Raw genomic sequence first — 22906 nt, 5'->3', positions numbered from 1 at the left:
ACGTGATGCTGGCTACTTAATACTTTCTCTTTTTAGGAATTTTTAACTGGCTTTCAAATTCATCAGGAAAAAGCACCGTGCCGTCGTCCTCTTCGGTAGGGAACACTGCAATCAGTAAGTCGTCTTCTTCGAGGCCGGGTGTCCAGCGGCTAAACCAATCTTTAGTCGGAATGGCCTTTGGTGTACAGCCTTCCCAGTCGCCTGTTGCCCAAGCTTGTGCAAAATCGCGGGTTGGCCACACGGGTACACAGTCGTCATCTTCGTTGGCAAGCATTACGCAGCCATCATCGTCGTTTAAAATCCATACTTGCTTGTACTGTTGTACGGTTTCAAACATAAAAGCGAGTCGTTTTTTTGCCCCTAGCCCTAAAATTACGGTTTGTTCTTCAGTCGCATTTGCAGTTGTCATAGTTGGCTCACTCTTTATTGCTTCAAATTTGAATTTTACTGTTACCAGTATATCGAGTTATGTGACAGTGTGTTGAAAAATTATTATTTAAATTCATCTTTGCAGATCTAATTTTAAAATTGAACAGTATAAGCTCTCATAAATTTGAGCGAGCATTCAAAATTGCCCTTGAATGTTGTTAAAAAGGCCGCATCTCAAATGCATACTCTTAATGAAGGATTTAACAATGACCACAGATTTACTGGCCCCGTATACATTAAACGACTCACTTGAACTAAAAAACCGCGTTTTAATGGCGCCTTTAACCCGCTGTATGGCTGATGATAATTTAGTACCCACACAAGATATGGTGGAGTACTATGCGCGCCGTGCCGATGCCGGTTTAATCATTAGCGAAGCCACTATTATTCGTCCAGATGCACAAGGCTACCCAAATACACCGGGGCTATTTACCAGTGAGCAGATTCAAGGTTGGAAAAAAGTAACCGACGCCGTACACGCAAACGGCGGTAAAATGTTTGCTCAGCTTTGGCATGTTGGCCGTGTTGCTCACCCTCACTTTTTTGGCGGCGATGTATTAGCGCCATCGGCAATTGGTGTTGAAGGCTCTGTACCGCGTATGCGTGAGCTTACTTACATTACCCCAAAAGCGGCCACAAAGGATGATATTAATTCACTGATAGCCGACTTTGCTAAAGCGGCCGAAAACGCCATAGAAGCGGGCTTTGATGGCGTAGAAATTCATGGCGCTAATGGTTATTTAATTGATCAGTTTTTACATTACGCTGCGAATGAGCGCACAGATGAATACGGCCAAACACCTGAAAATATGGCGCGTTTTGCAATAGAAGTGACCGATGCGGTTATTAATGCAGTAGGTAATGAGCGTACTGCGATTAGGTTATCGCCAGGTGCTTATTTTAATATGGAAGAAGATAAGCGTGATAAAGCGGTATTTGATTATTTATTACCACAGCTAGATGCAAAAAAACTGGCTTATATTCATGGTGGCATTTTTGATGATAGCACCCAATTTGACTCATTAGAGGGCAAAACCACCTCGCAATATTTGCGTGCAAACACTAAAACCACCCTTGTAGGTGTAGGCAGCTACAGTTTTGATGATGCAAAACAAGCAATAAACAACGATAAGTTTGATTTAATTGCGATTGGTCGCCCGTTTATTGCCAACCCTGATTACATTAGCAAAGTGGCCAATAATGAAGAGCTTGTTGCTTATAGTGATGAAATGCTAGCTAAACTCTTCTAAGAATTTAATATTTATATATATAAATCAGCCTGGGTGTTTGCACTCAGGCTGACTTACAAATGACATAACAAAGCCATAAAAGTCCCACAATTTTTTAACACCTCTGTCAATAAACTTCATTTTTGTTGTAATAATACGACACCATACTGTGCCCGCTTTCATAATTACTTAAGATAATTAAAACCAAACGGGACAACAATGTACGCTTTAACCAATAAATCGATTTTGAGCATAGCAATTGCTATGGCTGTATCAACGTCAGCTTATGCAAATGATAACGAAATAGAAGAAATAACCGTTACTGCTAAACCAACCAGTTACGCAAATAATGTGATTGAGCCTGCAATGCTTGATCAACAAACAACGGTGTCGAGTGTGTTATCAGTTATTGATAACTTACCTGGCATTAGCATAAATGAAGGCGATGCATTTGGTGGCGATGACTGGTCTACCACTATTACTATGCGTGGTTTTAGTATTGACTCAAACCAGCAGCAATTAGGGATGACCATTGATGGTATTCCTAACGGTGGCTCAAACTATGGCGGGGGCGCTAAAGCAAACCGTTACCTAGATACCGAAAACCTAGCCACAGTAGAAGTAGGCCAAGGCACCTCAGATATTAAATCGGCCTCACTTGAAGCGCTTGGCGGTACATTTAATTTTGTAAGTAAAGCGCCAAGCCTTGATAAAAGCACCACTTTTGCTTACACCTCAGGTAGCCACGATGCGACCCGTTATTATGTTAAGCACGAAACCGGTACTATTTTTGATAATACACAAGCGTATGTAAGCTATTCACAAACCGATACTAGCCGTTGGATTGGCTCGGGTAGCAACGGCGGAAAAGATAACCAACACGCAGAGCTTAAATTTGTGACAACGCTCACAGATTTAACCATCACAGGGCGTTTATCTTACGATGATGTAAGCGAGACTAATTATAATAGTGTAAGCCTTGCACAATTTGAGCAAACGCCAGAGTGGGATCAGCTAACGTGGGACTGGACCGGCATTCCACATTACGACCAAATGTTTGCCGAGGGCTGGGGTACACTGCGTGAAAATACGTTAGCGTATTTAAAGTTTGAATATGCGCTTTCGCCCACATCGCTTATTACAGTGAGCCCTTATTATCATAAAAACTCGGGCCGTGGCGATTGGATCCCACCGTATTTAACAACTCCAGTAGATGAAAACGGCAACCCAACGACAGAGGGCGGCACTAACGCAGGCTCTTACGGTTTTGTAGATAGCGCAGGGAACGCACTGGCACCAAACGAAGGGTGTACGGCAAGTTTAAGCTGGCCGTGGGAGTCGGGCCCGGGTTTAAACCCGGCGTGTTACGATGACACCGCAATACCTGTTATGTCGTATCGTCATACGCATTACAAAAAAGACCGCTTGGGGGTTACTGCTAATTACCAAGCTACGTTTGGTATGCACGATATAGAAGCCGGTTTGTGGTATGAGCAAAGCGACCGTGATGAGTCTCGTGATTGGCACAAAGTGATTAATGCCAGTATTTATCATCACTTTGATAGCACGCCATACTGGACCCAGTATAAAAACACCTTTGAGACCGACACCCTTAAATGGTACGCGCAAGATTCAATGGCACTTGGCGATTTCACGCTTAACGTAGGTGTTAAAAAGTACCTTGTTGATATTGAAAAGTACGACCATTATCAAAATGCCACAACTGCTAAAGTAAATAGCGATTCTGATATGTTGTTCAGTGGCGGTATTTTGTATCAGCTAAACAACTCAACTGAGCTATTTACTAGCTACAGCGAAAATTTTGCAGCTATTAAAGACGGTGTACTTGAGCGCGATAGCTCTGATTTATCAGCCATAGAGCCAGAAACTGCTGAAAACATTGATTTAGGTGTACGTTATCAAAATAACGCATTAAAACTGACTGCCACGGCGTATTCAATTGAATTTGATAACCGTATAACCTTTATTGCCCCTGGCAGTGATACCGGCGGTATTGATTACACAATAGGCACAAATGGCACTTACTTAAATGTAGGCGGCATTGAATCACAAGGTTTAGAGCTTTCGGCAAGTTACATGCTAAGCCCACAATGGAGCGTATACAGCTCGTACACAAATAACGACTCACAGTACAAAGGCGATGCTCCCAGATTTGAAGCCGGTGAAAAAGTAATAGACTCAGTAGATGACTTATTTGTGTTATCGACCGATTACTTTAGCGATGATTTCCGCTTTGGCTTATCGGCTAAATACACCGGTGAACGCGGCGAAGTTGATGGCTATACCGTGGTTGATTTAAACGCAGGTTACGCCACCGATATAAACGCAGGACCATTTAAAGCGATAGATGTTGCCTTTGTTGTTTATAACATTACTGATAAAAGTTACTTAGCCGGTGGTACGGGCAACGGCAGCACTTACTTTATTGGTGCGCCACGTACAGCAGCACTGACGTTATCGGCTACGTTTTAAGCCAATGAACCCGTTTTAAGCCCATCAATGATGGGCTTTTTTTATTAATAGCCATAGATTAAAACTAATGTATGGCTGTATCGAGATTTTAAAATGAAGCAGTTAGTAAAACCTATTACACACGCCGCATTAGCATTAGGGCTAGCGTTTAGCGCAAACAGTATTGCAGCCCCTTCTAAAATTTTATTTGGCTCGTGTGGGCATCAAGATAAAGACATTCCAATATTTGACACCATTAATAAAGAGCAGGGCGATTTATTTATATTTTTAGGTGACAATGTTTACGGCGACACCAACGATATGACGGTACTTGCCAATAAGTACCAAAAATTAGGTGCAAAACCAGGCTTTAAAACACTAAAAGCGAATACCCCAATCATTGCGATGTGGGACGATCACGATTTTGGTCAAAACGATATTGGTAAAGATTACCCACATAAAGAGCAATCTCGCCAAATTATGCTCGATTTTTGGGGCGAGCCTAAACGCTCACCCAGACGCACCCGCACGGATGGCATTTACACGTCGTATATGTATGGCGAGGATGAGCAAACCGTACACGTTATTATGCCCGATTTACGCTGGAACCGTGATGCACTTAACCACGTAAGCGAGCTTGAATATTACACCAAGCGTAAGCTTAATAACCAGGGCCCGTATAGCCCAACAGAGGTGAAAGGCGCCTCTATGCTAGGTGAGACGCAGTGGCAATGGCTTGAGCATGAGCTTAAAAAGCCTGCGGCTGTAAAGTTGATTGCCTCAAGCTTGCAATTATTACCCGATTTTACAGGGTGGGAGTCGTGGGCTAACTTCCCAGAGGATCGTAACCGTTTATTTGCGTTAATTAAAAAGCACCAAGTGAATGGGGTTATTATCATCAGCGGTGATACGCACTGGGGCGAAATATCAAAGTATCAGCAAAATCTTGATTACCCTTTAATAGAAGTGACCAGCTCAGGTCTTACTGAAAAGTGGAAAGACGTCAGCCCAAATAAACACCGCGTTGGCGATTACACCCACAATGTGAATTACGGCGATTTAAGCATAGATTGGCAGCAAGCCGACCCCGCTATTTCACTTAAGCTTAAAGGGATAGATGGTAAAGTAATTATGCAAAGCGCATTTAGCTTATCAAGCATTAGCCCTTATAAATAAAATGGCCTGACAAATTAAACACACAGTGTTTAAAATTAACGCTGTGTGTTTAATCCACCTGCTAACTCGCTGATTTATTAGTGCCAATTTACGGATTGCGCTACCCCTATAAATGAAAATATCTTAAACTGGTTTTACTTCAAGTAAGGACTCCAGTTGTATGCTCAATATTATTCAATCAAACCGTATGGAAGCGCTGCAAGCTCAGTTTAATCAGCTGTTAAAAGTAAACCCGCTGCAAAGCCCATTCGATAAAGAAGTGGTATTAGTGCAATCGCCGGGTATGTCACAGTGGCTAAAAATTGGTTTAAGCGAAAACCTAGGCATAGCCGCGCAGGTTGATTTTCCGCTGCCATCGAGCTTTATATGGCAGTTGTATCAGCAGTTATTGCCCAATGTGCCTAAAGAGTCGGCATTTAATAAGCCAAACCTTGCTTGGAAATTATTTGCAATACTGCCCAGCTGTATAAATGAGCCGCTTTATTTGCCGTTAAAAACCTATTTAGAAGGCGACCTAGACGGGCAAAAAACCTTTGCGCTGTGCGAAAAAATTGCCGATGTGTACGACCAATACCTAATGTACCGCCCGCATTGGATTGCCACCTGGGATAGCGGCAAAGATGAACTTGACGATGTTGATGTAAGCATTGCCCCATGGCAGCCCGACTTATGGCGAAAGCTAGTGGCGCACAGTAAAGCACTTGGGCAAAGCCAATTTCATCGTGCCAACATGCAAGGGCAGTTACTTGCAGCCCTTGAAAATATGGATAATAGCTTACTACCTAAGCGCATTAGTTTATTTGGCATATCGGCCATTGCCAGCTCACAACTTGAGGTGTTTGAAGCGCTGAGCAAAAAAACAGAGGTGTTTTTATTCTTTTTTAACCCAAGTGAGCACTATTGGGGCGATGTGGTTGATGAAAAAACAGCAGCCAAAATAAATGCCAAATACGCCAAAATGCCGCTTTTAGAAGCGCAGCAAAAAAAACAAGCTAACCCTGACGAAGAATACTACTTTATAGGCAACCCGTTGTTATCGTCGTGGGGAAAACTAGGGCGCGATTACTTTGAGCAGCTCTTACAGCTTGATGCGCGCTGGATTGATGGCTTTATAGATGCATTTGACGATAGTTTACTAGGGCAAATTCAAAGTGAGATTTACCAACTGGCATTTAAAGGTGAGTCGCTTACCGATAATAAAGAGTGGTTTATAAATGATGAGGGCAAGCTGCCCATTAGCGACACTGACACCAGTATTACCCTAAGCGATTGCCATACACCACTTAGAGAAGTTGAGCGCTTGCACGACTATTTACTTACTTTATTTAATCAAAATCCGTCGCTCACTCCCAAAGACATTATTGTAATGATGCCAGATGTAGGTACGTACAGCCCGTACATTGAAGCGGTATTTGGCGGCGCGCAAAACACCAGCCGCTTTATTCCTTATGCTTTGGCCGATTTAGCCATAGAGCAAGAAAAACCTGTGCTTAGCTCGTTTGCCAGCTTGGCCAATTTGCCGTTTTCGCGTTTTGGTGTATCGGATATTCTCGACTTACTGCAAGTAACACAAATTGCCGAAAAATTTGGCCTTGAAGCGCACGAGTACGAGCAAATTCAATATTGGCTTGAGCGAGTTGGCGTAAAGTGGGGTATAAATGCCGAGCATAAAAGCAGCTTTGATTTACCCGCAATAGATTTAAATACCTGGCAGCATGGTTTAAATCGTTTACTGCTAGGCATAGCCCAGCGCGACGAGCAATGCCCGTTTAACGGCATTTACAGTGCCGATGAAGTAGAGGGCATGGCGCTTGATACCCTTAATAAGTTAGTGCATTTTATTGATGTACTGCAGCGCTTTAAGGATGAGCTAACCCCTGATGATACGCTTAGTAATAAAGCGGATATTTTATCTGAGCTCATAAATGCTATTTATTACAACGAAGGCGACGACAGCTGGGATTTACTGGTACTGCAAACTGTTTTAGAGGAACTTAAAAAACACCACGATAATGGCGATTACGATAAAGCTGTTTCGCAGCGTATTGTAAGCTACCTGATAAAACAAGGCATTCAAGAAAAAGGCGTAGGGCAGCGCTTTTTAGTGGGGCAAGTTAACTTTTGTACACTAATGCCTATGCGCGCCGTGCCGTTTAAAGTGGTTTGTATGCTTGGCTTAAACGATGCCGACTACCCACGTACAGTTCAGCCAATAGGGTTTGACTTAGTACCGTATTCTAAAAAACAAAAAGGTGACCGTTCACGTAAATTAGATGACCGTTACTTGTTTTTAGAAGCTTTATTGAGTGCCCGCGACAATTTATACATAAGTTACATTGGCCGTTCGTGCTTTGACAACCAACCGCGTATGCCCTCGACCTTAGTAAGCGAGCTTTTAGAGTACATAGGCCGCAGCTTTGTGCTTACAAATGACAGCGAAAAAACGTTGCCTGAGTGTTTAATTAATCAACAGCACTTACAGCCTTTTAATCGTGCGTATTACACAGCAGACACTGAAGCCGATACAAAGCTGAGTAACCACAGTTTTAATCCTATTTGGCTGCCAAGCGAGCGCATTGACGCGCAGCCACTAACAGCCATTGATGTAATAGCGCCCGCGCAATTAGAGCTTGATGTATTTATTCGCAGTGTGTGCAACGCACAAGAGAGCTTTTACCAGCAAACATTAGGTTTACGCCTACCCGAATTTAGCGAAGTAGCAAAAGATGAAGAGCCTTTTAGCCTAGATGCGCTGCGCCGTTATTTTTACCTTGATGAAATACTTGAGGCCAACATTAATGAGGAACCTTTAAGTACAGAGCAAATATTGCAACGAGGGGAGCTGCCTCAAGCCAATGTGGGCAGTTTAGTGTATGAGAGCATGACGCACCGAGTAGATGCATTAGCCGGGCAAGTAAAAGAGCATATTAAAAGCGGCAAAACCGACCCCCTTGAGGTGTCTTTACGCATAGAAAATACCATCATTGAGGGCTGGCTTAATCATATTTATCTTCAAAAACAAGTGTTTTACCGAAGTGCCAGTATAAAGGCCAAAGATTTAATTAAAGGCTTTATATATCACCTTGTTGCACAAAGTATGGAGCAAAATGTAGAAACCTTGTTACTGGGGCTCGATAAGCAAATTAGCTTTGCACCGTTGAGTAAACATGAGGCCGATGCCTTACTCAGTGATTGGTTTGAACTATATAAAGCATTGTGCAAAGAGCCAGTGGCATTTTATCCGGTAAGTGGCTATGAATATGTTAAAAGTGGTGGCGATATTGGTAAAGCCATTAGCAAGTTTAATCCACAATATATAGGGCGCGGCGAGGGCGAAAATCCGTATATTCGTTTAACGGTACAATCGCTTAATGACTGCCAAGAAGAATTTATTAAGTGGAGCGAAAAATTACTCTCCCCATTACATGCCCATGCAAAGGAGAGTGACCATGCAAGCGCTTAATCCGCTAACCATGCCATTAAAAGGGCAAAGTTTAATAGAAGCCAGTGCGGGAACAGGTAAAACCTACACCATTACCGGGCTTTATTTACGTTATTTATTAGGCTTGCAAATACCAGGGCAGATAAACACCCCGTTAAGTGTTGAGCAAATACTTGTAGTTACCTTTACCGATGCTGCAACACAAGAAATTAAAGACCGCGTGCGCAGCCGTATTATTGCTGCGCGCGATGCATTACTTGGTCAAAGCCCAAACGATGAATTAATAGCAGGTATAATAGCCGCAGTAGATGACAAACACCGCGCCTTTGATTTACTCGATGCCGCGGCTAAATCTATGGACGAAGCCGCTATATTTACCATTCATGGCTTTTGCCAACGCATGTTAAAGCAACATGCGTTTGAATCGGGCGTTGCCTTTAACCTTGAGTTTATTTTAGATGAGCGCGATATCCTACTCGACACGATTAAGGATTTTTGGCGCGCCTTTGTATACCCACTTAATAAAGAACGCACTGATGCCATTTTAGAGGTGTTTGCAGCCCCTGAATCGCTATTTAGTCAAGTCAGTAGTGTGCTAAATAAAGCCAATGCGAACATAGTGCCGCAAATAAACTTAGATGACGTATTTAAAGCTCGCGATGAGTACATTGCTAAAGTACCCGCTTTTAAAAAAGCAGTGCTGGAGCAAGAGTTTATAGCTGCAATAAAGGGCTCGGGTTTAAGTGGCTCTAAAACACCTGGGCGAAAAGGCAGTTTAACGGCCCTAGAAGCATTTTGTTTAGGTGATGAGTTATTTTTTGAATTTGGCACCAATAAATACTCGTTTGAGGTGTGGAGCAGTGAAAACTTAAGTGATGCCAGTAATTATAAAAAAAATCAGCCATTATTTAGCCACCCTCTGCTTAGCCTGTTTGATGAGCTTAGCGCACTTAATACTAAAATTAATCAGGGCCTTAAAATTGCCGTTGTACAAACCGCGGCTCGGTGGGTTAAACAGGCAATTGTAAAACGTAAGCAAGAGCAAAGTGTGATCACCCCAGATGATTTACTGACTAATTTACACAGTGCTTTAAATGCAGAGCAGGGCGAGGCTTTATCGCAAAAAATAGCGCAGTTATTCCCTGTTGCCATGATTGATGAGTTTCAAGATACCGATCCAATTCAGTACGGCATTTTTAGTAAAATATACGGCCAAGAAAACACCACACTGGCCATGATAGGTGACCCAAAACAGGCTATTTATGGCTTTAGGGGCGCTGATATTTTTACCTATATTGGCGCAAAAGAGTCGGTAGAGCCTGAGCAGCAATTTACGTTAGGTACTAATTTTCGCTCAAGCACCGATATAGTAAACAGTGTAAACAGCTTGTTTTCTAAACATGCTAATAGCTTTATTTATAACGATGCCATACCGTTTAACGCAGTAGCAGCAAAAGGCAAAAAAGCCGATGAAACATTTACAATCGATGGCAAACCTGCCACCGCGTTTGAATTTAATGTATTTATAGATGACGCTGCAGATGAAAAAAACAAACCCACCAGCAAAGGGGTAGGGCAAGGACATTTGGCCAGCTATTTTGCCAATAAAATAGTGACATTGCTTGAGCAAGCCGAGCAAGGACGAGCGTGCATAGGTAAGCATAAGGTGACCGCAGCCGATATTTGTATATTAGTGCGCGACCGTGTAGAAGCGCAAATAATGAAAAAAGCACTGAGCAATGCCAATATTGCTAGCGTGTATTTATCGCGTGACAGTGTGTTTAGCCAAGAGCTTAGCCACCATTTACTTAACTTTTTAACCGCATTGCATGGGCAATATAACGAGTCGTTACTGCGCGGCGTATTAGCAGGGCCATTATTTTGTTTAAGCTATAACGAAATTTACGCCCTTGCTGAGGATGAAAATAAATGGCAGGAGCACTTAAACTTTTTTGCGCAACTTAGCCATATTTGGAACAAACAAGGTGCAATGGCCATGCTTGAGCGCTTGTTAAGTCATAATCAGCTGAGCGCTAAGTGGCAAGGGCTTGGCTATAACGTTGAGCGTTGGTTAACCGACTTCAGGCACTTAGGTGAAATACTGCAGCAAAAGCAAATTGAGCTAGAAGGTACGTTACGTTTACTGCGTTGGTTTGCACAAAAGGTTAGCCAGCAAGATGGCGAAGCTGTACAAGTACGCCTAGAGAGTGACGCCAACTTAGTTAAAATAGTAACTATGCATGCCTCAAAAGGGCTTGAATACCCGCTGGTATTTATGCCTTTTGCTAGTGGCTATCGCGAAACTAAAGACGCGCTTTATCATCAAAACGGCCAGTTAGTTTACGATTTAAGTAAAAACGAAGACGCCTTAGCACAAGCCGAGCAAGAACGCTTAGCTGAAGACTTACGCTTACTCTATGTTGCGCTTACCCGCGCGGTACATTTTTGTGCACTTGGGGTGTATAACATAGGGCAAGGGCAAAGCAGCCGCTTGGCTATACAAAGTAGTGCATTAGGGCATGTGCTATTTGCAGGGCTTGAGCTTACAAGTAGCCAAACGTGGCGCACCCACTTACGTGAATTTTGCGACGCACACGCTGAAATGCGTTACCAGCAATTTACCGCTGAGCAATTAGCCGAGCAAGGACAGTTAACACTTAATAACGCAGTGCAGCAGAGCCAAGCGTTAAAAGTGAATACAGTTACAGCCAACATAGAGCGAGATTGGCGAGCAACCAGCTTTAGTGCGCTGAGCTTTAAAAAGCACACCGATCATATTGAACCTGGGCGCAGCGATGAAGATCATGAAAAAGATGAATTTGCTAACAGCCAAGATGAAGTACCATCGCCTTATAGTTTTCCCAAGGGGGCAAAACCGGGTAGCTGTTTGCATGAAATTTTTGAGCAAATAGACTTTACCAGTGCACGAGTACACCCGACTAATCCAGAGCAAAATTTAGCAGAGGTAGTTAAACAGGCGCTTGATAAATACCATATTAGCGAAAGCTGGCAACACGTAACCGAGCAATGGGTACTTGATTCGTTAACCTGCCCCTTAAACAATGAGGGATTAAGCTTAAGCCAATTAGCCCCCGCAGATTGCCTAGTCGAAATGGAATTTAATTTACCTTTAGATAGTTTAAGCGCGCCTAAATTAAACGAAATACTGGTAAAACATTTTGGTTTTACCCAGAGCAAACTCGAATTCTCTCATGTAAAAGGCCTTTTAAAGGGTTTTATAGATTTAATTTTTTGCTATCAAGGTAAGTATTATATTTTAGATTATAAGTCTAATTACTTAGGCAATACGCCCGCTGACTATGATAGCGATATGCTAGCGCAAGCCATGAATAGCCATCAGTATCATTTACAGTATTTAATTTATAGCGTTGCGCTGCACCGATTACTTAAACAACGCATTAGTGATTATGCAATAGAAACCCATTTAGGCGGGGTTTATTATACTTTTTTACGCGGCATGCCGGCAGGCAAAGGGGTGTATTTTAATAAGCTCACCGCAGAGCAAATCACACTATTAGATGGCTTATTTAGCCAAGGAGCCATGTTATGAGTGACTACCCTATGCAGCAAAGCTTGTTTGATGAGCCGCCAGCACCCGTACAGCCGTTAAATACGGTGAAGTTGCTTGACTACTTATTAGATGAAAAACGCATAAAAATGGTAGATGTAAAGCTTGCCTTAATGCTGTGTGATAATCAGCAAAACGACGTGTTTTATATAGTGTTATTGCTGTGTTTAGCACAGCAAAGCCAGCATAGCTGTTTAACATTAAAAGAAGTCGACTGGCAAAACCCGTTTAATTTACGCCAAAGCGACTTCACTAAAACTGAGGGCAATGTACCAAATATTACATCGCCTTTTAACGAAGCCTTTACCTACCTCGATGCGCTTAGCTGTTTAAGCGCCCATAACAGTGTGGGCGAGGCCAAACCCTTACAGTTATTTAACGAGCGGCTTTATTTTGCGCGCCTTGCTGAGTACGAACATACTTTAGCTACGCGTTTACTCGCGATGAGTGAGCGCCATTTAAATATAAATACCCAGTTACTCAGCCAGCTATTGAGTGACTACTTTGTAGATAATTCAGCGCTTACCATAGATTGGCAAAAAGTGGCCTGTGCAATTGCTGCAACAAAAGGCTTTAGCGTTATAACAGGCGGGCCAGGGACCGGTAAAACCACCACAGTAACAAAGCTGTTGGCAATTTTGCAGTCGCTTTATAAAAGTGCGCCTTTAAGTATTAAGCTAGTGGCGCCTACAGGTAAAGCCGCAGCACGTTTAAGTGAATCAATTTTAGGTGCCAAACAAAAGCTTGAAATTATTCCAGATGATATTAAGGCCTTAATTCCTGATAGTGCGCAAACTATTCACCGACTTTTAGGGGTTAAACCCTTTACCAATAAATTTAAGCATAACCGCACAAACCCGTTGCATTTAGATGTACTGATTATTGATGAAGCCAGCATGGTTGATTTATCACTCATGGCTAAATTAATAGAGGCACTGCCTACCCATGCGCGTTTGATATTACTTGGCGATAAAGACCAACTTGCCTCGGTAGATACCGGCAGTGTAATGAGTGATTTATGCCAGGGGTTAGCACTAGGTGAAACGCCTAATTACTCACAAGCGCGATGTGATGAGCTTAATGCGTTATGTTTTAAAGGAGAGGCTAAATTAGCGGCGCCTGGGCATAGCGAATTTAAACTAGCTGATTGCATTGCGTTTTTACAACACAGCTACCGGTTTGATGCACAAAGTGGCATTGGCCAGCTTGCGCTGGCGGTTAATACTAACCATAACGGTATTTTAAAATACGTAGAGCAACAAAGCACACAAGGGCAATTTAACGATGTTATTTTAGATTATGACTTTGTTGCAAAACCCATAGAAAAATTAATAAACAGTGCTGCTAAGCATTACGCCCATTATTTAAATTTAATCGCGCAGGGGGCAAGTGTTGCAGATGTTCACGCGGCGTTTTCCCAATATCAATTATTAGCGGCCGTTCGTGAGGGTGATTACGGCGTAAATAGCTTAAACAGCCGCATTGAGCGAGCACTTGCGCAACAAGGGTTAATATCGGTGAGCCCAAATCAGCGTCATTACAGTGGTATGCCCATTATGGTGAGCCAAAACGATTATCAACTTAAGTTGTTTAATGGGGATATTGGTATTTTAATGCCTGATGAAAGCGGGCAGTTAAAAGCATTATTTATTGATGAGCAAAACAATGTACGGGCGTTTTCACCTGCACGCCTACCTGCTCACGATAAAGTGTATGTAATGACCATACATAAATCGCAGGGCTCAGAGTTTAGTTATACCGCTATGGTTTTACCGCCTTTAAAGCAAGCTAGTATGGGTATAAATCGCCAGCTGGTATACACAGGCATAACCCGCGCAAAAAACACCTTTGAGCTGGTGGCCGATAAAAAAGTGCTGCAATTAGCCATGAGCAAAAGCGTATCAAGAGCCTCAGGGTTGTATGAGCGTTTAAAATACTAATACCTATTTATATTTTAGGGTTCAACTAAATACTAAAAACCTAACGTATTTTTATGCGTTAGGTTTTTTAGCTTTAGTGGGTATGTGTTAATAATACTAAATATTGCAATTATTTGAATTTAAGTAACTGTATATACAGATAATATAGATTTAGCTGAATTTAAATGATAATAAATTGTTGCATTTTTGAGCGTTGTTCCTAATACTGGTCAATGCATGTGCGCCTGCACATGTGTAAATGAATACCTTAAGTACATAGGCATAAAAATAAAACACTGAACACATTAAGGATTTATATGAACAACAATAAACGCACACACACGCTTAAATACTTACTTTGCGCCGGTTTAGCCGCATTAATGAGTTTTTCGGCAGCAAGTAAAGATCACAAAATTATACTTATTCACGGCTTGCAGGTATCGCAAATAACCAATAAGTCGGGCAGCGATGTAGTAAATGACGGTGAAACTTATTGGCAAACCTATTGGAACAACCGAGCAGATGAGCGAATTGATTGGCCTGCCTACGAGCGTGTTGAAGGTAAAATAGCAACAGATTGGGTTTGGCCTAAATTAAAGCAATTATCGCGCTCAAACTTATGTGCTGATGGCTGTGTATTAGTGACACACTCAACGGGGGATTTAATTGCACGCCATATTATTGATAACCAAGCCAATTGGCTTGAAAATGCGGGCCTTACACCACTTAATATTGTAGCGACCTTTGATTTAGCCGGCGCAGGGGGCGGCAGCGAGCTTGCTGATATTGCTGTAAGTGCTTTAACAGGTGCCGCATGGAACTTTGCGGTAGATGCGGCACTCAAATGGTGGTTAGGCAGTGACGTGACAGAAGCGGTGGGCGTATTACATGATTTAAAAGTAAATAACGCACGTAAAATATCGCCGTTTCCAGATGCTCGTACGCCAAGGTTGCGCTTTGTAGCCGATGGCAATGCTTACCTAGGGTTAACGGGTGGGTTTTTAAAAGGTAATGATGACTCGGTAGTAGCATCGCATTCATCGTGTGGAGCAAGCTCGGCTAAGTCATTTGGCAGTTGTAGTAGCAGTATTGATACCAATGGCCAGTTAAAATCGCAAGGTGATGCCGTTAATAGCTTTATGCCATACCATTACCCAATGATGATGAGCGACAGCTATAGCCACAACGAAATTCATAACGCGCAGCGCAAAGGCAATGTCACGATTGCGATGAACAATATAAATGTAGATGGTCAAAATGTGGGCTTTAATACATTTGATAAAACAACGGGTACTTGGTTTTGGAAAAAACACTACCGCTATATTAAGGATTCAAACACGCAAAGTGCCTCGGCACTTATTTATAACGTGATCCCTTAATAAGTACCTAAATTTTTAAGCGCGTTAGGTATTAAACGCTAGAGCGTGTAGTTATTTACTGCACGCTTTTAAAGGATTGATGCAATATGAAAAAGTTTTACATTGGTGCCGCTGTGGTTAGTATTGGTGTGTTTTTACTCTGGTATACAAATAAAAATGAAGTTAAAACGCTTGAGCCTCCCGCTGCGTATGCAATAAAACAGAACACAGGCTCAGCAAGTCCAGACAAAAACACCGTAATAACCATTGATGTGCCAAAACAAAAACAGGTAAAAAGTCCAGCCAAAATACAGTATGATCAGCACTTAGCCAGTGCCGCTGAGCATGTAGCAATGCAATACCAAAATGCACTAAAATACCCGCCTTATTCGCAGCCCTTGAGCGCACTTGATGAAGACCGCTTAAAGCCTAATCAGTTTTACCCAGTTACAAGTCCCATTGACAATGCGGGTAATGCTCTCGTCGTTAGTTTAGATAAATACCGGTTTGTATATCCGCAAGATATAACCGTTAATATTGCTGCGCAAAACCTAGCAGAGGTAAATGTAGCGCTTAGCAATACCGATACTAAAGCGTCAATCAGTTCAAAAACCACCACAGCACAGCAGGGCGAAGCCACGGTTAAATTTAAAGCCAGTGAAGACTACCCGCGAAATTTACAGCTATTTGTAGAGGCAAATATTGCAGGTAAAAAGGTGCCTGCAGTAGCGCAAATACAGTATATGCCACCAAGTGCTACGCTTATTGATTTTGATAATGCCTATGCACAAAACGAAAATATGATAGCTAAAGCGCATTTAAAGGTGCTCAAAAGCGGCTTATATAGAATTAGGGCAAATTTATACAGTGATACGAGCCCACTTGCACATTTGGTGACTAAAAAGAAACTCTCACAAGGCAGTCAAACGGTGGATTTAAAGGCGCATTGGTCGGTATTACCACAAGGGGTAGTGAATATGCGTTTAAGTGACTTTGTGATAGAGCGCATGTCGCCAAGCCCCGGTGAACGTAATAGTTTTGGTAGCAGTGACATTGCTGAGTTTGAAATTAAAGATTTTGCCTACGATAGTTTGCAACAACTGCCTTATCAAGCAAATGAGCAAGAACGAATGAGTTTAGAGTTTTTAAAAGGGTTAGCTGATAAAGGTTAATGGTAATAAATAAGGGGCATAAAGCCCCTTAACTGTATTTTTTTAAACGGTTAGCTTAGGTTAATAGTAACCACATCAGTTTGCTGATCTTGGGTTTCATCTTCATCGCTTACAGGCGCTTTTGGGATATCTGGTTTATCAAGTGCTATATCACCGCCATCAATAACATCGCCGGTTTTTAGGTTTTCAAAATCAAATAGTGCTGTATCGGCTAAATGCGAAGGCACCACATTTTGCATTGCAGTAAAAATACTTTCGATACGCCCTGGGTGCTCTTTATTCCACTGCGCTAACATGTTTTTAGTGTGTTTACGTTGCAGGTTTTCTTGCGAGCCACATAAATTACACGGAATAATAGGGTAACCTTGGCTAAATGCGTATTTACTTATATCGGCTTCTTTACAGTAAGCTAGCGGGCGAATAACCATGTGCTCGCCGTTATCGCTCATTAATTTAGCCGGCATGCTTTTAAGTTTGCCGCCGTAAAACATGTTTAAAAAGAGTGTTTCGATCATGTCGTCGCGGTGATGGCCAAGGGCAATTTTAGTCGCGCCCATTTCTTTGGCTGTACGGTACAAAATACCACGACGTAGGCGTGAACACAGCGAGCATGTTGTTTTACCCTCAGGGATAATATCGGTCACTATACTGTAGGTGTCTTCTTCTACAATTTTGTATTCAATATCTTGTTTATCAAGGTACTCAGGTAAAACATGTTCAGGAAACCCTGGCTGTTTTTGATCAAGATTAACAACAAATAAATCAAAGTTAATAGGTGCTACACGCTTTAAATGTTTAAGCATATCAAGCATGGTATAACTGTCTTTACCACCCGATAGGCATACCATTACACGGTCGCCTTCTTCAATCATGTTAAAGTCCATGACGGCTTGGCCAGTAAGACGGCGTAAACGCTTTTGTAGCTTATTTAAGTTGTATTGAGCTTTGGCTTGAGCTGAGTGAGACACTACGCCCCCTTATAAAACAATGCGGCAAATTATTTGCTGAAAATAAAGGGGCGTATTATATACCCAAGTACTAGGGGTATTAAAGCGCTAGTTAAGGCTTTGTTTAACTTTTGGCAAGTGGGCTTACGTAGCCATCGGGTTTTAAAGCAAGTACATCACAATCTAGGCTGTCTATTACGTGCTCGGCAGTGTTACCTACTAACGCAGCGCTTAAACCTGTTCGACCTACAGTGCCAATTACCACTAATTCGCTATTTAAGCGACTTGCTACATCGGGGATTACATCCTCAGGCAGGCCTTCTTCTATAAAGCATTGCTCGTTAGTTAAATTAAATGTTTTAGCGAGCTCGTTGGTAGATTCTATGTGGTGTTTTTTTACTGATTCGTTGTAAAGGCTGGGGTTAAACTCAGGGATTTCGATAGCAATATTAATGGGTGTAGCGGGATAGGCATTGACCAAATTAAGCTTAGCGTTGGCAAGCTCACACAAAAATTGTGCATCTTTAATAATGCGTTTATTTAAAGCTACATGCTCGTCGTTTTCACTAACTGCATTCACTGCAGCTAAAATATTGCCTTGCTCAGGCCAAGCCATTTCTTTTACAAATAATACCGGTGTTGGGCATTTGCGTACTAGATGCCAATCAGTAGGGGTAAAAATAACCGACTTAAGCGCGCCATGCTGATGGGTGCTTTTAACAACTAGGTCGTATTCTTGCTCGATAACAGTATTAATAATGGCTTCAAACGGGCGGTTATGCCATACCACTTCGGTGGTGATGTTTATATCTGGGTAGGTAGAAATTATATCTTTAAGCCATATTTCTCTATCAGCAATAACGGCTTTTCGCATTGCTTCGCGCTCTTCGAACGACAACATAGTGGTCATTTCGTAAGAGAAGTCGTAAACAGTCATAAAGGCGGTAATACTGGCACCTGACTTTTTAGCTAAATCAATTGAGCGAGCTAAACCGTGATGATCATCTTTAGTGGGGTCAATAACGGCTAAAATACGTTTAATAGTGTTCATATGCTACTCCCTTTTTTAACTTACTTTCAGTGTAACGTAAATACACAGCAGTTAAAGGGGTAGCACACAAATTGTTGTTCTAAATCAAAGTTACAACAAGCGTTAGCTTAGCAGTGTTTAACTATTGCTGCCGTTTTTGCCAGTGCGTCGCAGTCTAAAATAGTAATAAATTTACCCTCGACTTTTATTAAGTCCGCTTTTTGAAAACGGCTTAATAAGCGACTAATTGTCTCTACCGTTAGGCCTAAATAGTTACCTATTTCTCCTCGAGTCATGGTAAATCTAAACTCTTTGCGCGAAAACCCGCGCTCGCCAAAACGCTCCGAAAGGTTATAAATAAAGCTCGCTAGGCGTTCTTCAGCCGACTTTTTATTAAGAAGTAGCAGCATTTCTTGATCATAAGTAATCTCGCTACTCATTAAACGCATAATTTGTTGGCGCAGTTTGGGTAATTTACCGGCTAACTCATCGAGTGTATCGAACGGGATTTCGCAGACCATTGATGTTTCTAGGGCTTGCGAAAAGCTCTGATGAGCCATTTTGCTAATGGCATCAAAGCCGACTAAATCACCGGCTAAATGAAAACCAGTAATTTGTTCATCCCCTTGCTCAGACAGTGTATACGATTTAAATGAGCCAGAGCGTACTGCATAAATAGCATTAAGAGGAGCACCAGATTCAAACAGGTAGTCACCCTTGTGAAGCGGCTTTTTGCGCTCAATGATTTCGTCGAGCTTGTCCATTTCTTGGCCATTTAACGAAAACGGCAAACATAATTGGCTAATACTGCAATTATTACAGCTAATTGCACAATTACCTTTAGCGCGACTTTGAGAGAAATCCATAATTTAATCCGTTTTAATTTTTATACACAGTACTGAAAATAAACCCAAAGGGTTAATACCGCGACGATTAATGTACTAGTTTATCGGTGGCAATTATTAATAGGTACATACCATACCAAATTATAATACTGCCTAAAACAATACGCGTCCATGGGTGGTTAATAACACTATTGAGCTTTTGAGCGGCTAACCCTAGGGTGATCATGGCCGGAAAGGTGCCAAGTGCAAAGCAAAGCATCACTATGGCTCCGTCAAATGCGCTAGGGCTGGTCATTGCCCAGGTAAGCGCAGAATAAACCAAACCACAAGGCAGCCAACCCCATAAAGCGCCATAGCCTAATGCTTTAGCTGTTGAATCTACTGGCATTAAATACTTATTAAGCTTAACAATGTGCTGCCAAATAAGGGTTTTCCCGATTTTTTCGAGCCATTGCAGAGTAGGTCCTATACGCATAATATACACGCCAACCAACAGCATAAAAATAGCAGCAACGAATGAAAGCGTGACAGAAAAAAACGTATTTTGTTTTGCAAATTGGCTGCTTATACCCGCAACAAGGGCTCCAGCAAGCATGTAACTACACGCTCGGCCAGTATTATACGCAAAAGAATAAATAATAGATTGGCGTTTGTCGGTGGCCAATTGCAATGAACTGGCAATACCACCGCACATGGCTAGGCAATGCCCGCTACCAATTAAGCCCATTAAAAATGCGCTGGTGTAAAGTGGCTCAATCATTACTTTTATTATGCTGATCTTTATCATCTTCAAACAAAATACTATGACCTTGTTTATTTAGATCAGAAAATTGCTCGCTTTTAACCGCCCAAAAAAACACGCCAATAGCAATAATTACAAATAAAATAGCAATGGGGATTAAAATATAAATTATGCTCATAATTTTAAAAGCCTTAGTGAATTACTAATCACAATAATTGAGCTGGCAGACATACCAATAACCGCCATCCACGGGGCCACAAGCCCAAGCGCTGCGAGTGGTAAAATAGAGGCATTATACACCAAAGACAGGGTCAGGTTTTGCTTAACGATTCGCCGCGTTTGTTTAGCAACATTGAGTAGGTGTGCAATAGAGGCTAAATCACTATTTAACAACACCACATCGGCACTGTTTTTAGATATATCGGCACCGGTTTCCATGGCTATGGACAAATGTGCACTGGCAAATACAGGGCTGTCGTTTATGCCATCGCCTACCATAGCGACCACTTCGCTTTGTGATGACCACTGCTCAACGGCGGTTTGTTTATTTTTAGGTGAAAGGGCGCTTTGACTGCTATTAAGCTTTAATTGTTTTGCTATTTTTTGCCCCGCATCTGATGCATCGCCTGTCAGCATATGACAGCTTAAACTTTGTGCTTGTAAGTTAGCTATAAGCTCATTAGCACCAGGTTTTACTTTATCTATAAAGTAAAAACGGGCAACTACACGTTTGTTTATAAATAGGCTTGCTTGCGCATTCGTTTTTTTACTATCAAACCAGCCACTTTTACCAATAGCGTAATGATCAGCACCGCTTTGCGCACTGATACCCAACCCGGGGTGAATGGTAACGTTAGTAAGAGTAAGCTCTGTGTTGGCGTATTTATTAAATGCACTGGCAATGGGGTGTTCTGAGTAGCGCTCTAACTGGGCGGCAATATTAAGGACTTCCTCTTTAGAGAGATGAGTGTCAAGTATATCAACGGCGTCTAAACTAAATTTGCCTTGTGTGAGCGTGCCTGTTTTATCAAAAGCAAACAATGTTAGTTTTGAGAGTGTTTCAAGCACATGTGCTTGTTTTATTAAAATCCCTTTGCGGGTGAGCGTTGCAACAGCACAAGTTAAAGCTGTTGGTATAGCAAGACTTAACGCACAAGGGCATGTTGCAACTAATACAGAAATGGTGATCCAAAATGCGTGCTCTGGGTCAATTTGGTACCAGCCAATAGCCGTTATAGAGGCGAAAACGAGTAAGCAAGCAATAAACCACTGTGCAACTTTATCAGTAATTTCTACCAGTTTAGGGCGCTTAGTGAGGGCATTATGCTGTAAACGTATAATTTGGTTTAGTAGGGTATTTTGGCCAACTTTATTAATTTTAATTTCTATTACGCCATCATGATTCACACACCCTGCGTATACATTGTGACCAATAAATTTATTTACGGGCTGATGCTCACCTGTCATCATGGATTCATCAACACTCGTTTGTCCTTTGATTAGTTCTCCGTCAGCCGGAATCGTCTCGCCTGCTTTTATAAGAATAACATCATTAAGCTTGAGTTTTTTAGCGGCGATAATGTGCTCTTGGCCTTTATCATCAAGGGTGCGGGCCGTTAAAGGCAGCAGTTTTTGTAGGTTTGCGGTAAATTCGCTGGCTTTTAATCTAGCTCTAAATTCAAGATATTTGCCTAATAATAACAAAAAGGTAAACATACAAACCGATTCAAAATACACTTCGCCTACGTGCATAAACGTGGCATAACAACTTGCGCTATATGCGCCAAAAATGGCCAACGATACGGGTAAGTCCATATTTAACTGTTTTGCTTTTAAGCCATTGATAGCATTGGTTAAAAAAGGTAATGCGCTGTACAAAATAACGGGGGAGGCAAGGACTAGGCTTATCCAGCGAAAGTATTCTTCAAAGTTACTATCCATACCCGAGAACATGCCAAAGTACATCGCAAAGGCAAACATCATCACCTGCATGGTCATCAACCCTGCAACACCTAAACGGCGAATATACGCTTTTGCTGTTTGTTGTTTTTGTTGAGCTTCGTCATCGGCCTGAAAGGGGTAAGCTTTATAGCCAATTTTGGCAAGCGAGGTGATAATGTCGCTAAGCGGAGTTTGGGTTTTATCCCACTGGATCATGGCACGGTTAGTTGAAGTGTTAACATCTACGCGCTTAACTGTTTTTAAGCTCAGTAATTGTTTTTCAATAAGCCAAGCACATGCGGCGCAGGTAATGCCTTCAACACTTAATAAAACCTCTGACAAGTTATCGGTTGTGGCTATAAACTCATCTTGTATGTCTTCGTTGTCGTAGCTTTTAATAAATTCTAGTTGCTCTGGCACTAATTGTTCTACTTTACCGGCGCGCACAGTGCGGTATTTGTAGTAGTCAGTCATGCCCTGATCAACAATGTTTTGCGCAACCGCTTGGCAGCCAATACAGCACATGGGCTGAGGTGTATTATCTATTGTTACGGTTGCGCTAAATCCATTTGGCACACTTTCAAGGCAATGAAAGCAAGAAACGCTCATAGTGAT

At 42.0% G+C, this 22906-nt stretch carries 15 protein-coding genes; 8 read left to right on the top strand and 7 right to left on the bottom strand.

The window, feature by feature from the left end:
- Window positions 1-16 precede the first annotated feature (16 nt).
- Window positions 17-409 (bottom strand): DUF2750 domain-containing protein, encoded by a 393-nt coding sequence (locus AN391_RS12370; RefSeq protein ID WP_055015682.1) that lies wholly within the window; start codon window positions 407-409, stop codon window positions 17-19.
- 226 nt (window positions 410-635) lie between these two features.
- On the opposite strand from AN391_RS12370, the gene AN391_RS12365 reads away from it, so the two are divergent.
- The 8 genes from AN391_RS12365 to AN391_RS12330 all read left to right on the top strand — a co-directional run bounded on the left by AN391_RS12365 (window position 636) and on the right by AN391_RS12330 (window position 16786).
- Entirely contained in the window at window positions 636-1679 is a 1044-nt protein-coding gene (locus tag AN391_RS12365; RefSeq protein ID WP_055015681.1) for an alkene reductase, read from the top strand.
- Between the two features lie 198 nt (window positions 1680-1877).
- The gene (locus AN391_RS12360) at window positions 1878-4151 is read left to right on the top strand and encodes a TonB-dependent receptor domain-containing protein (RefSeq protein ID WP_055015680.1); all 2274 of its coding nucleotides are present in this window, start codon (window positions 1878-1880) and stop codon (window positions 4149-4151) included.
- A 93-nt stretch (window positions 4152-4244) separates the two neighbouring features.
- Window positions 4245-5306 carry an alkaline phosphatase D family protein gene (locus AN391_RS12355; RefSeq protein ID WP_055015679.1) on the top strand — a complete coding sequence of 354 codons (1062 nt, stop codon included), beginning with the start codon at window positions 4245-4247 and terminating at the stop codon, window positions 5304-5306.
- 160 nt (window positions 5307-5466) lie between these two features.
- Window positions 5467-8769, top strand: coding sequence for an exodeoxyribonuclease V subunit gamma (gene recC / locus AN391_RS12350; RefSeq protein ID WP_055015678.1), 3303 nt, complete (start codon window positions 5467-5469; stop codon window positions 8767-8769).
- On the top strand, window positions 8756-12319 hold the full coding sequence (gene recB, locus AN391_RS12345; protein WP_055015677.1) for an exodeoxyribonuclease V subunit beta: 3564 nt from the start codon (window positions 8756-8758) through the stop codon (window positions 12317-12319). Before recC ends, recB begins: the two co-directional genes overlap by 14 nt.
- The gene (gene recD / locus AN391_RS12340) at window positions 12316-14277 is read left to right on the top strand and encodes an exodeoxyribonuclease V subunit alpha (protein WP_055015676.1); all 1962 of its coding nucleotides are present in this window, start codon (window positions 12316-12318) and stop codon (window positions 14275-14277) included. The genes recB and recD overlap by 4 nt, the downstream gene beginning before the upstream one ends.
- Before the next feature lie 296 nt (window positions 14278-14573).
- Window positions 14574-15635, top strand: coding sequence for a hypothetical protein (locus AN391_RS12335; RefSeq protein ID WP_055015675.1), 1062 nt, complete (start codon window positions 14574-14576; stop codon window positions 15633-15635).
- 86 nt (window positions 15636-15721) lie between these two features.
- On the top strand, window positions 15722-16786 hold the full coding sequence (locus AN391_RS12330) for a hypothetical protein (RefSeq protein WP_055015674.1): 1065 nt from the start codon (window positions 15722-15724) through the stop codon (window positions 16784-16786).
- A gap of 50 nt (window positions 16787-16836) precedes the next feature.
- Here the strand turns inward: AN391_RS12330 and ttcA are convergent, their stop codons facing one another.
- The 6 genes from ttcA to AN391_RS12300 form a co-directional block, all read right to left on the bottom strand.
- Entirely contained in the window at window positions 16837-17754 is a 918-nt protein-coding gene (gene ttcA / locus AN391_RS12325) for a tRNA 2-thiocytidine(32) synthetase TtcA (RefSeq protein ID WP_055015673.1), read from the bottom strand.
- Between the two features lie 103 nt (window positions 17755-17857).
- Window positions 17858-18784 (bottom strand): universal stress protein UspE, encoded by a 927-nt coding sequence (gene uspE, locus AN391_RS12320; RefSeq protein WP_055015672.1) that lies wholly within the window; start codon window positions 18782-18784, stop codon window positions 17858-17860.
- Between the two features lie 107 nt (window positions 18785-18891).
- Window positions 18892-19629, bottom strand: coding sequence for an FNR family transcription factor (locus AN391_RS12315; protein ID WP_055015671.1), 738 nt, complete (start codon window positions 19627-19629; stop codon window positions 18892-18894).
- A gap of 67 nt (window positions 19630-19696) precedes the next feature.
- A complete protein-coding gene (locus AN391_RS12310; RefSeq protein ID WP_055015670.1) occupies window positions 19697-20368 on the bottom strand; it encodes a sulfite exporter TauE/SafE family protein in 672 nt (223 codons plus the stop codon).
- Window positions 20361-20528: a cbb3-type cytochrome oxidase assembly protein CcoS gene (ccoS, locus tag AN391_RS12305; RefSeq protein ID WP_055015669.1), complete on the bottom strand. Its 168-nt coding sequence runs from the start codon at window positions 20526-20528 to the stop codon at window positions 20361-20363. The genes AN391_RS12310 and ccoS overlap by 8 nt, the downstream gene beginning before the upstream one ends.
- Window positions 20525-22900, bottom strand: coding sequence for a heavy metal translocating P-type ATPase (locus AN391_RS12300; protein WP_055015668.1), 2376 nt, complete (start codon window positions 22898-22900; stop codon window positions 20525-20527). Before AN391_RS12300 ends, ccoS begins: the two co-directional genes overlap by 4 nt.
- Between the last annotated feature and the right edge of the window lie 6 nt (window positions 22901-22906).

Origin of the sequence: Pseudoalteromonas sp. P1-13-1a, assembly GCF_001401875.1 — a bacterium.
In the GTDB taxonomy this organism is placed as follows: Bacteria; Pseudomonadota; Gammaproteobacteria; order Enterobacterales; family Alteromonadaceae; genus Pseudoalteromonas.
Note: the sequence above shows the minus strand (reverse complement) of the source record. Positions and strands in the feature narration are given on the sequence as shown.